12 protein-coding genes are annotated in these 11,747 nt (G+C 34.1%); all 12 read left to right on the forward strand.

Annotation, left to right across the window (positions count from 1 at the left end; all coding sequences use genetic code 11):
• Window positions 1-42: 42 nt before the first annotated feature.
• The 12 genes from coaD (at window position 43) to AB1444_10040 (ending at window position 11,595) form a co-directional block, all read left to right on the forward strand.
• The gene (gene coaD / locus AB1444_09985) at window positions 43-525 is read left to right on the forward strand and encodes a pantetheine-phosphate adenylyltransferase (GenBank protein ID MEW6526984.1); all 483 of its coding nucleotides are present in this window, start codon (window positions 43-45) and stop codon (window positions 523-525) included.
• Window positions 526-590: 65 nt separating this feature from the next.
• Window positions 591-2,126, forward strand: coding sequence for a ribonuclease Y (gene rny, locus AB1444_09990; protein MEW6526985.1), 1,536 nt, complete (start codon window positions 591-593; stop codon window positions 2,124-2,126).
• A 318-nt stretch (window positions 2,127-2,444) separates the two neighbouring features.
• Window positions 2,445-3,239, forward strand: a complete 795-nt coding sequence (locus AB1444_09995; GenBank protein MEW6526986.1) for a TIGR00282 family metallophosphoesterase — start codon at window positions 2,445-2,447, stop codon at window positions 3,237-3,239.
• An 80-nt stretch (window positions 3,240-3,319) separates the two neighbouring features.
• On the forward strand, window positions 3,320-5,242 hold the full coding sequence (gene dxs / locus AB1444_10000; protein ID MEW6526987.1) for a 1-deoxy-D-xylulose-5-phosphate synthase: 1,923 nt from the start codon (window positions 3,320-3,322) through the stop codon (window positions 5,240-5,242).
• Window positions 5,202-6,011: a TlyA family RNA methyltransferase gene (locus AB1444_10005; GenBank protein MEW6526988.1), complete on the forward strand. Its 810-nt coding sequence runs from the start codon at window positions 5,202-5,204 to the stop codon at window positions 6,009-6,011. Before dxs ends, AB1444_10005 begins: the two co-directional genes overlap by 41 nt.
• 213 nt (window positions 6,012-6,224) lie before the next feature.
• Window positions 6,225-6,578, forward strand: coding sequence for a T9SS type A sorting domain-containing protein (locus AB1444_10010; GenBank protein MEW6526989.1), 354 nt, complete (start codon window positions 6,225-6,227; stop codon window positions 6,576-6,578).
• 9 nt (window positions 6,579-6,587) lie between these two features.
• A complete protein-coding gene (locus AB1444_10015) occupies window positions 6,588-7,604 on the forward strand; it encodes a hypothetical protein (protein MEW6526990.1) in 1,017 nt (338 codons plus the stop codon).
• Window positions 7,601-8,428, forward strand: coding sequence for a dihydropteroate synthase (gene folP / locus AB1444_10020; protein ID MEW6526991.1), 828 nt, complete (start codon window positions 7,601-7,603; stop codon window positions 8,426-8,428). Before AB1444_10015 ends, folP begins: the two co-directional genes overlap by 4 nt.
• Window positions 8,425-9,231 (forward strand): diadenylate cyclase CdaA, encoded by an 807-nt coding sequence (cdaA, locus tag AB1444_10025; GenBank protein ID MEW6526992.1) that lies wholly within the window; start codon window positions 8,425-8,427, stop codon window positions 9,229-9,231. Before folP ends, cdaA begins: the two co-directional genes overlap by 4 nt.
• The gene (locus tag AB1444_10030; GenBank protein ID MEW6526993.1) at window positions 9,228-10,175 is read left to right on the forward strand and encodes a CdaR family protein; all 948 of its coding nucleotides are present in this window, start codon (window positions 9,228-9,230) and stop codon (window positions 10,173-10,175) included. Before cdaA ends, AB1444_10030 begins: the two co-directional genes overlap by 4 nt.
• 21 nt (window positions 10,176-10,196) lie before the next feature.
• Complete coding sequence (locus tag AB1444_10035) at window positions 10,197-10,925, forward strand: pyridoxine 5'-phosphate synthase (protein ID MEW6526994.1); 729 nt, start codon at window positions 10,197-10,199, stop codon at window positions 10,923-10,925.
• 256 nt (window positions 10,926-11,181) lie between these two features.
• Complete coding sequence (locus AB1444_10040) at window positions 11,182-11,595, forward strand: hypothetical protein (protein ID MEW6526995.1); 414 nt, start codon at window positions 11,182-11,184, stop codon at window positions 11,593-11,595.
• The last annotated feature ends 152 nt before the right edge of the window (window positions 11,596-11,747 follow it).

Consider the following 11,747-nt stretch of genomic DNA (forward strand, 5'->3'; position numbering starts at 1 on the left):
AAGATTATTTTTGTAGAACCGATCAGGATAGGTTAGCATTATATGCAAATTGGAATTTATCCGGGATCTTTTGATCCTTTAACGTGTGGACACCTGGATATAATTAAAAGAGCAACACAGTTGTTTGATAAACTTATAGTTGCCATTGCTCGCAATAGCGAAAAATTTCCTCTTTTTGCAGTTGAAGAACGACTTGCAATGCTGCAGGAATGTTGCAAGGATATATCTAAAGTTGAAATAACAAGCTTTGATGGCCTACTTGCTGAGTATTGCAAGAAGAACAATATTAATTTTATTGTTAGAGGATTGCGGGCGATAGTTGATTTTGAATATGAATATGCCATAGCATTAATGAATAAGGAATTGGCACCTTCAGTAGAGACTATCTTTTTAATGTCTAAGAGTGAATTTTCATTTGTTTCATCCAAGATGGTCAAAGAAGTTGCCAGCTATGGTGGTGATATTTCCAGACTGGTCCCACAGTTTGTTAGCTCAAAGCTTAAGGAAAAATTCCATTCTAAATAACCTGTCCTGAGGCTACATCCGTAGCATACGTAATTGCAGTTAAACATCAGGTAAGGAGGATTACTATGAACATAATTACTATCCTCCTGATTGTTGCTCTGCCTATAGCGGCACTGTTAGGCTATTTGTTCAGAGCATACATAGGGAAGATTAAGCTTAACACTGCTGAAGCGCAGTCAAGAAAAATTATTCAGGATGCTGTCAGAGAAGCAGAAGCTAAACGAAAGGAACTTCTGCTGGAAGCAAAAGACCAGCTTCTAAAAGAAAGAAATCAGTTTGAAAAAGAAATGCGTGAAAGGAGGATTGAGTTACAAAATATTGAAAGAAAAATTCTTCAAAAAGAAGAAATGATCGACAATAAAATCCAGCAACTGGAAAAACAGGAAAAATTAATTCAAATTAAGGAAAAAGAAAATTTAGAAAAAGAGCAGGAATTGAATAAACACCTGGAAAAACACAAGCAGGAGTTAGAGCGTATTTCTGGATTAAGCCGTGAAGAAGCAAAACAGCTGCTACTTAAAAATCTTGAAAATGAAGTTAGATTTGAGGCAATAAAATTAATCAACAAAGTTGAAGAAGAAGCGCGTAGAACAGCTGATAAAAAAGCAAAAGAAATAGTGTTAGCTGCACTACAACGAAGTGCATCAGATTATACCCAGGAAAGTACTATCACCACTGTGTCACTCCCATCTGATGATATGAAGGGAAGGATTATTGGGCGTGAAGGCAGAAATATCCGTACACTTGAGAATCTTACAGGTGTTGATATGATTATTGATGATACGCCTGAAGTTGTGGTGATTTCTGGTTTTGACCCAATTCGACGTGAGATTGCACGGCTTTCGCTTGAGCGATTAATTGAAAATGGGCGTATCCATCCAGCACGTATTGAAGAAGTGGTAGAAAAGGTCAAAAATGAATTGGAAGAAAACATGCTGGAAGAAGGTGAGCGTGCTGCCTTTGAATTAGGTATTCCAGGATTATCAAAAGATGCATTGTATCACGTAGGGAAACTGAAATACCGATCAAGTTATGGGCAGAATGTGCTTTCACACAGCAAAGAAGTTGCCAATTTAGCAGCAATTATGGCAGGCGAGTTAAAGCTTGATGTTGCAACGGCAAAACGGGCAGGGTTATTGCACGATATAGGTAAGGGAAGCATTGTAGAAGGTGAAGGTGCTCATGCCATTGTTGGTGCGGAGCTTGCTAAAAAATTTGGTGAAAATGATGTGGTTGTCAATATAATTGCTTCTCATCACAATGATAAGGAGCCTGAATCATTTGAAGCCATATTGGTACAGGTAGCTGATGCCATTTCTGCTTCTCGTCCTGGAGCACGCCGTGAATCACTGGATACATATCTCAAGAGGCTTGAAAACCTTGAGAACATTGCATATGGATTCAAGGGTGTTGAAAAATGCTATGCAATACAAGCAGGTAGGGAAATCAGGGTAATGGTTTCCAATGAACAGGTTACCGATGAAGAAGCTACTGTTCTGGCTCGGGATATTGCTTCAAAAATTGAATCTGAATTAAAATATCCCGGAATTGTACGAGTTACCGTTATACGGGAAACACGAATAGTAGATTATGCTCGATAAGTATAAAATCAATCGAGGGTGTCCCAAAAACAAACAGTGGGGCTCGCAATGACGTGAGTGCAATGTCATTGCGAGCGTAGCGCCTTTGCTGAGTGCTTCGACAAGCTCAGTAACCTCTTGTCGAAGCGCTTGCACTGAGCATGTCGAAGTTAAGCAATCTCAATGCCGCAGAAGATGAGATTGCCATGCATATGCGGCGCTTGCAACTATGGGATTGCTTCGTCACTTCGTTCCTCGCAATGACAGAAGGGCAAAAGTCATTGCAAAGAGATGCCTTTTGGGACACCATCGATTACCATAAAGAATAGTATGGATACAATAAATATACTACTTATAGGTGACATTGTTGGGAGGCCTGGACGCACAATAATTAGGGATCACCTCAGTGAAATTTGCAAAGAATACTCAGTACATTGTGTAATTGCAAATTGTGAGAATGCTGCCGGAGGCATGTCTATAACGCCTGAGATTGCACAGGAACTTTTTTTATATGGCATCAATGTGCTGACAACAGGAAATCATATTTTTAATAACCGAACCATAATAAAACTTCTTGAATCAAACAACTCTATTTTACGTCCTGCAAATTATCCACCTGGTGTACCGGGAAAAGGATTTACCATACTAAAAATAAATGATTTCAATATAGCTATAGTAAGTTTAATTGGCAGAATCAATATGGAACCTGTAGATTGTCCGTTTATTGCGTTTAATACTCTCTATGACGAAATCAGTTCCCAATCACATATAATCATTGTAGATTTCCATGCCGAAGCAACCTCTGAAAAAAAGGCTTTTGGATGGTTTGCTGATGGCAGGGCATCTGCTGTGTGTGGCACACACACGCATGTCCAGACTGCTGATGAAACAATACTTCCAAAAGGGACTGCATATATAACAGATGTTGGCATGACAGGTCCCTTTGATTCTGTTATTGGCATGGATAAAGAATCCTCAATACATAATTTCATATATCACACCAGGATAAAGTTCAAAGTTGCGCAGAATGATCCCAAATTAAATGCAGTGCTTGTAACCTGCAATAAACAGGGAAGAGCTGTATCAGTTACACGTATAGTTAAATCATATGAACTATCGCCAGGTAATTCTTGACATTTACAAATTAAATTTTACTTATATTATTCAGAATGGTGTGGTATATTTTATATAACTATCATTCATAAAAGATTATTATGCTAAGCGATATATACGGACCACAGGACATAAAAAATTTGTCAGTAAAAGAACTTTCAGCTCTGGCGGATGAAGTACGACAACGTATTCTTGAGGTTGTTTCAAAAAATGGCGGTCATTTAGCTTCATCGTTAGGTGTTGTTGAACTGACAATTGCATTGCACTATGTTTTTGATTCACCACAGGATAGAATAATATGGGATGTGGGTCATCAGTGTTATGCACATAAAATTTTAACAGGCAGAAATCAACAATTTCATACATTACGAACCTTCAATGGAATAAGCGGTTTTCCCAAAGTTTCGGAGTCGCCACACGATCACTACAATACAGGACATAGCAGTACAAGTCTTTCACTGGCATTGGGTGAAGCAATTGCACGTGATGTAAATAATTCAAAATATAATATAGTAGCAGTTATTGGTGACGGTTCAATGACGGGTGGGATGTCATTTGAGGCATTGAACCATATTGGCCATCTTAAAAAAGATATTATAATTATATTAAATGATAATGAACATTCAATTTCAAAAAATGTTGGTGCTCTTTCGGAATATCTGATGCGCCTCATTACTGGTGGCACATACAATAAATTACGAAGAAAATCATACGAATTTATAAGCAGAATTCCAAAGATTGGCCCAAAACTTTTTACCTTATTTGATCGTATTGAAGCACGTATAAAAGGGATTTTTATTCCCAGTAGTTTTTTTGAAGACTTAGGTATACGGTATTTTGGACCAATTGATGGTCATAACATACCCATGATGATAGAGATGTTTAACAGGATTTCTAAGCTCAACAAAGGCCCAAAAATTATTCATGTATATACAAAGAAGGGCAAAGGATATGTGCATGCAGAAAATAATCCCGCTAAATTTCATGGGATAGGCCCATTTGATATAAAAACTGGAAAACCAGTCAAGAAATCATCTATAAGTTATTCGGAGATAGCTGGCAGATCCCTGGTTGATATAGCTAAACATGATAAAAAAGTCTTTGCCATTACCGCTGCAATGAAGCTAGGAACTGGTTTAGCCGAATTTGAAGAAAAATTCCCCAACCGATTTATAGACGTTGGTATATGTGAACAGCATGCTGTAACACTGGCATCAGCACTGGCTAAAAATGGATTGAAACCTTTTGTATCAATATATTCAACGTTCATGCAGAGAGCTGTTGATCAGATTATTCATGATGTTGCGCTTATGAATTTGCCTGTTAAACTATTGATAGACAGGGCAGGTATAGTTGGGGATGATGGTGAGACACATCATGGGCTGTTTGATATTGGCATTATCAGGTCAATACCAAATTTTGTTTTGTTATCGCCTACCAATGGTAATGAGCTTAAGGATATGATATACTATGCTGCCAGTTATAACAAGGGACCCATTGCTATACGGTATCCAAGAGGTGGTGATGACAAATATGAACATTCGGTGCAAAAAGGGTTATTGAAAATTCCGCAATTAAAAGCATACTATAAAAGCCAGCGCCCCATGATTGCATTATTTGCTGCTGGAGATATGGTATCTACAGCGATTGAAATTCATAAAAAATTGCATGCCTATAATATTAAATCATCAGTTTACAGCATTTTATCAATAAAACCATTACCGTTAAAGCAAATTGAATTTATAATGAATAGTATACCTTACTATATTGTTCTGGAAAATAGCTATGCAAATGGTGGCATTGCTGAATACATAAATTCACAGATTGACCGGTCTATACGGCATAAAAATCTTTTTAATATTGCATTTCCTGATAGTTTTATAACACATGGCAAAGTTTCTGAACTATTACGATATTACCAGATGGATTCAGAAACAATAACACAAAAAATTATCAGCATGATCAATACAGAGAAAAATACTCATGCCAAAAAACCGCTTAGATCAATATCTTCTTCAAAATAATATTTGCACTTCACGAGAAAAAGCCAAAAACTTAATTGTTGCTGGTTATGTTACAGTGAATAACCAGGTAATTTATAAACCGTCATTTATAGTAAAAGAACATGATGTTATCACTGTTCGTGAATTGTCTCAGAAATTTGTAAGCCGCGGTGGTGAAAAATTAAAGAAAGCTTTAGATTGTTTTAACATCGATGTAACAGGAAAAATTGTACTGGATTTGGGCTCGTCTACCGGGGGATTTGTTGATTGCCTTTTACAATATGGAGCAGAAAAAGTTTATGCGGTGGACGTGGGATATGGGCAACTGGATTATAGCCTGCGAATCAATCCAAAGGTTATTGTTATGGAACGCAGAAATGCACGCTATTTAACAAAAGAAGATTTTGATGAGCATATAAATTTGATAACAGCTGATCTTTCATTTATTTCAATAATTAAAGTTATGCAAACAATGATAACTATATTTGATTATGAAATTGATGCTATTCTTCTGATAAAACCACAATTTGAAGCTGAAAGCTTTCAACATAAAAAAGGGGTGGTAAAAATGCTCCAATATCATAAGGATATACTTTTCAGGGTTCTTCAAGAACTTCAAACAATGAATATAAAAATACTTGGATTAACATATTCCCCCATCAAAGGACCTAAAGGCAATATTGAATTTTTATTATATAGTGCAATCCATTGTAATACTAAAAAATCAATTGATGATTATAAAACTCTCATTGATTTATGTGTAGATGAAGCACATAAAGTGCTGGAATAATTTAATTTTTTAATACTATATAAATATATTAATTGACGAATACTGCCCGGTAGTTCATGATAAATTATGGGCACCTTAAAAAAACTGCTTTCTTCCAAATTTATTTATATAATAGAAAGCAGTTTTATCCTATGTATTGTGCCCATAAGGGAACAACCTGAAAAACAGTTTTTAGAAGTTCCCTTATGTTTTTAATATAAAAAGGATATGTGTATGCGTATATCAAAATGTTTTTCAATATTGATAGTCCTGTTATCACTATGTGCGATAGCTTATAAAAGTTATGCTATTGACCTTAACCAGGTGTATGCATATCCCGTGCCTTTTATACCAAAAACACATGGGACTTTAACTATAAAAGTTTCAGATGCACAGAGTGTTAAGTGCACTATTTATGATATTAATGGTGATATGGTTAAAGTATTGTCAGGAACAACGGATTTAAAATGGAATGGGCGAAATGATGTGGGTAAAGTTGTTGCACCCGGTATGTACATAATAAAGATAGAATTAGAAAGATCTGATGGCGAATATAAGAAAAAAATAATACGAATATTGATCCAATAAGGTTTTTTCATGATGATACGATTGAAACTTTGTGTGTTACTATTCCTGTTATTTCCTGCATATATTTATGCAATCAATGATGCCGGCTCTCGTGCAAGCTTTACCAGAACGGGATGGGTAGGTACTCGTTATATAGCGATGGGTAAGGCTGCAGAAGTGGTTGTTAATGATGTTTTTGCAATATACTGGAATCCAGCCGGGCTTCTTGATATTAAAGGGAAGCAGCCTTTAACACCTGAAGAAATTAAACAGAAAGCAAAACAGGGTAAAATAGATAGTATATCAGAAAAAGACCTTTTGACCTTTTCACAGGATGAGTCAAGTTTTAATGTGTTGCAGATTGGTGCATCAGGAGGAATGGTTGCTGCGGATAGATACGCAGGTTTTGGTGGTTTTGCATACAAATTTAGCGGGAATGCTTTAGGTATGGGATTATATTCCATAAAATCACCGGATATTGATACCTATGATATGAGTGGGAATAAAACTGGAGTTACATCATATTCTGCTAATGTTGGCATGTTTTCATATGCAACATATATTGGTGATGCTGCTGTTGGATTTACAATCAAGGGGTTATATGAAACAATAGCAAATGTTTCCTACGCAGGGACAGGGTTGGATATTGGGGTTATTACTGAAGTCATACCATTTTTGAAGGTTGGTTTTGTTATTCAGGATATTGGTACAGGCCTTTATCCAACAAAAGAATATGAATATATTATGAATAAATATGATTTTGGTTCACCTTCAATTAAAATTAGTTCAGCCATTGTCAGTAGAGCCAATAATTTTACTATCGCTTTCTCAGGGATTAAAAAAATTGAACAGGATGAATACGAATATAATATAGGGTTTGAATTACTTGTTTATAAAAGCATGTCAGTTTATTTGGGCTTAAATGATTCATTATTTACAACTGGATGCACAATAGGATTAGGTGATTGTACTATAGGTTATGCTTTTTCGTACGATTCTGTTGATCTGGGTTATAACAATTTTATTTCAGTGATGCTCATACTATGAACAGGATAGATATTAATATTAAAAATGGACCGCTTGTTATGGGCATACTTAATGTTACTCCTGATTCATTTTACGATGGAGGTAAATATAATTCAATTGATGCAGCATTATATCATGTCAGGGAAATGATAAATGATGGTGTAGATATTGTTGATATTGGTGGGGAATCAACACGACCCGGTGCTGAAGAAGTTACACTGGAAGAGGAAATTGACAGGGTGTGTCCTGTAATTGAAAAAATTGTACATGAATTTAATATACCGGTTTCTATAGACACCCGAAAATCTAAGGTTGCTGATCAAGCATTGAGACTTGGTGCAATTATGGTAAATGATATAACTGGATTACAGGGTGATCCTGATATGCCAGTTACTATCGCCCGGTACAACGCCTATTGTGTTATTATGCATATAAAGGGTACTCCCCAGACTATGCAATTAAACACAGAATATGATGATTTATTATCCGAAATTACACGATATCTATATAACTCAATTGAGATTGCTAAAAAAGCACATATTGCCGATGATAAAATTATAATAGATCCCGGTATAGGGTTTGGTAAATCATTAGAACAAAATTATGTTATACTTAATAATATTAAAAATTTTAAAAGGTTAGGGTATCCTGTTTTAATTGGATTGTCACGAAAGTCATTGATTGGCAGGTTGTATGATACCAATGAAGACAGATTGCCTGCAACTATAGCATTAAATGCTATAGCCCTGTATAATGGTGCGGATATTATTCGTGTCCATGATGTTAAGGAGCATAAACTTATTATTAAACCTTTAAAAATGTTATATCAGGTTGCAAACTCATGAATCCCTTTTTAGCTACAGCCTGGGACTATATTAAAATAAGCTGGGAATATCTTAGAATCATTATAGATATATTGATCGTAGCTTATATCTTTTACTGGATTTATACATTTTTATCCAGATCACGGGCAATTCAGATTTTAAAAGGCCTGATTATCATTTTTATAGCCGCGGTATTATCAAAAGTATTGCGCCTGGAAACGTTAAACTGGCTGATTACAAATTTGACGTCATACATTGTGATTATGATAATCATACTTTTTCAGCCTGAATTGCGCAGAATTATCACACAGTTTGGCCAACGGACCTGGTTGCCAACATCAATGAACACCGATGCATTCCCTTTAGATGAACTTGTTAATGCAATTATTGCCATGTCAGAAGAGAAGGTTGGCTCGCTTATTGTTATAGAACGAGGGACGGATCTTCGTGGTTACATTGAGTCAGGAGTAGTGGTTAATGCAGGCATTACCGAGGAATTAATCCGTACAATATTTTTCCCAAACACCCCACTCCATGATGGAGCAATTATTATTAAAGAAGCAAAGATTGCAGCAGCAGCTTGTTATTTGCCATTGAGTGATTCACGCCAATTGAAAAAACAACATGGTGCACGGCATAGGGCAGCATTGGGAATGGCTGAAGAAACAGATGCGCTTGTTATAGTTACTTCTGAGGAAACAGGAAATATTTCTATTATGGTTAATGGTAAATTTCAATCAAAGATAAAATATACTGATTTAAAGAATATGATATTATTTTATATGAATCCCAAAAGCAAAGAGGAGATTTATAACGTAAAATGATATCCTTTTTGCAACACATGAAAATATTAATCCAACAGCACAATCTATTGCCAAAAATATTGTCAATTCTTCTTGCTGTAATATTATGGGCTAATTTGCAGAATAGTCAGATTGAAGAAATTACATATCATATTTATCCTGAAATTAAACATCTTCCGCAAAATCTAGTAATATTGGAAGATATTCAAAAAATACGAATCACCTTTCGAGGGAAAAAGGAATATATAAAATCAATTAATGTATCAAATATAAAATTGTATGTTGATTTATCCAGACCAATTGTAGGCAAAAAACATGAATATTTGATTATGATGCAATCGAATGAATTACTGAATAATATAGAGTATTTTTTAGAAAAAGAAAAATTAGAGCTTACAATTTGTAAAATTAAAAATAAAGTAGTACCAGTAGAACCTGTAATAATTGGTGAGCCTTCTCCACAATATAAAAAAGGCATAGTAATTATTGAACCCCCGTTAATTCAAATAACTGGTGCGGATGTTATTGTAGATACCATAAATAGTTTAAAGACATATCCGTTAAATATTGATAGAGAAATTCAAACATTACATGTTCCAGTACACCTTAATATAAAAGAATATTCAAAGATAATTGTTTCTCCTGATACGGTAAGGCTTACAATACCAATTATTCCAGTAACTAATCTTGTAAGTTTAACAATACCTGTTGAAATACGTAACCAGCGCAATGATATTAATTATGTTTTAAAAAATAAAAAAGTAATGGTGTATATAAAAAAATCTTTTACAAATATTGAATTAAATGAAAATGTACTTGTTGCTTATGTGAATGGTGCAATTGATGCTAATGACCAGGAAGTTATAAAATTGCCAATTATTGTTGAAAAAAAGGTGAAATCACCTTTTGAAATATTCACCTATGAACCTTTAGAAACAGAAGTATATTTATCTCATGAAGAATAGTAATATTGGAGGTTTTTTATAATGTCACACGTACAACTATGTGTTAATGTTGATCATATAGCAACATTACGTCAGGCAAGAGGTGGTAATGAACCTGATCCAGTACAGGGGGCAATTATCTGTGAAGAACATGGTGCAGCAGGCATAACAGTACATTTACGGGAAGATAGAAGACATATACAGGATCATGATGTTTTTGCATTGCGTAAAGTAGTTAAAGGTAAATTTAACCTTGAAATGGCATTATCTGATGAAATAATTGAAATTGCTCTCAAAGTAAAACCTGACCAGATAACACTGGTTCCTGAAAAAAGGCAGGAGATTACTACTGAAGGTGGCCTTGATGTAAAAACAAATTTTAAAAGAATTTGTGAGATAGTACCCTTATTTCACAGAGAAAATATTTTAGTTTCACTGTTTATAGAACCTGAAGAAGAATCTGTTAACCTTTCAAAAGAATCTGGTGCGGATTTCATTGAGTTGCACACAGGTACATATTGTAATGCAAAAGTGAAAGATGCTATTGATAAAGAAAAAAGCAGACTTTTTCATGCAGCTACCATTGCAACAAATATTGGTATTAGAGTAAATGCAGGACATGGATTAAATTATATCAATACTGCACCAATTCTTACAATGCCTGGACTTGAAGAATTGAATATAGGACATTCTATTATTTCACGTTCTATTTTCACAGGATTGGCTAATGCGGTTAGTGAAATGGTGCGAATTATCAACGAGAATAAGTAATCATTATTGAAATTTATAAGTTGACAAATAACATTATGAAATTGCAGTAGAATATATGATTTTTTTCTGAATAATAAACTTCTCAATAAGGTCAATATGATAGGTAATCTCATAAAAATTATATTTTTCTTTTTTATACTATATTTTGTCATACATGTTATCAAATATATTATAAAAGCAAGTATAAATCAATCAGATGATATAAATAAAAAGAAAGAGTATAATTATCATGATACAAAAAATAAAGTGATAGAACTTGACAAAGATGATTACAAAATTGAGTAAATATATACTAATATTATTTTGTTTTGCAATTGTAGTTTCATGTTCAAAAGAAACAGGTACATTTGCATTTAAGAATAACAATGATGACAGGTACATAATTAAAGATGGCTTATGTGAATTTAATCAGGATGAAAAAGTAAATTGGGCTTTTTGCTTTACAAAAGTATCAAAGCAAAAAAAAATTGGAGTGGTTATACTAAAGAAAGAGAATGTTTGGATTGATATCTATTCTTTTTATGATACCGTTTATAAAAATAAACCTTGTATATATGGTAACATTGAAGATTACCAAGTAGGTACATATAAAATAATAATTGTAGATAAAGGGAATACAATTGCAGAAAAGGAATTTGTAATATATAATGAAAATGAAATCAATGATTAGATCAGTGTACATCCAATATTTTTAAGATAGTAATGCATTATATATTTATCTGAAATGAATATGGTTAAAAAATAATAATAAGGGACAATAGAATAAAAATAATAAGGTTCATGTCTGTTAGCATTTCATATTTTAATGAAATAAAATATTTG

Source organism: Spirochaetota bacterium, assembly GCA_040756435.1.
Classification (GTDB): domain Bacteria; phylum Spirochaetota; class UBA4802; order UBA4802; family UB4802; genus UBA4802.

Excerpts from the sequence above, each read along its gene's own strand:
- coaD (MEW6526984.1), top strand. The coding sequence starts at position 43 with ATGCAAATTGGAATTTATCCGGGATCTTTTGATCCTTTAACGTGTGGA.
- rny (MEW6526985.1), top strand. The coding sequence starts at position 591 with ATGAACATAATTACTATCCTCCTGATTGTTGCTCTGCCTATAGCGGCA.
- dxs (MEW6526987.1), top strand. The coding sequence starts at position 3,320 with ATGCTAAGCGATATATACGGACCACAGGACATAAAAAATTTGTCAGTA.
- AB1444_10005 (MEW6526988.1), top strand. The coding sequence starts at position 5,202 with ATGCCAAAAAACCGCTTAGATCAATATCTTCTTCAAAATAATATTTGC.
- AB1444_10010 (MEW6526989.1), top strand. The coding sequence starts at position 6,225 with ATGCGTATATCAAAATGTTTTTCAATATTGATAGTCCTGTTATCACTA.
- AB1444_10015 (MEW6526990.1), top strand. The coding sequence starts at position 6,588 with ATGATGATACGATTGAAACTTTGTGTGTTACTATTCCTGTTATTTCCT.
- folP (MEW6526991.1), top strand. The coding sequence starts at position 7,601 with ATGAACAGGATAGATATTAATATTAAAAATGGACCGCTTGTTATGGGC.
- cdaA (MEW6526992.1), top strand. The coding sequence starts at position 8,425 with ATGAATCCCTTTTTAGCTACAGCCTGGGACTATATTAAAATAAGCTGG.
- AB1444_10030 (MEW6526993.1), top strand. The coding sequence starts at position 9,228 with ATGATATCCTTTTTGCAACACATGAAAATATTAATCCAACAGCACAAT.
- AB1444_10035 (MEW6526994.1), top strand. The coding sequence starts at position 10,197 with ATGTCACACGTACAACTATGTGTTAATGTTGATCATATAGCAACATTA.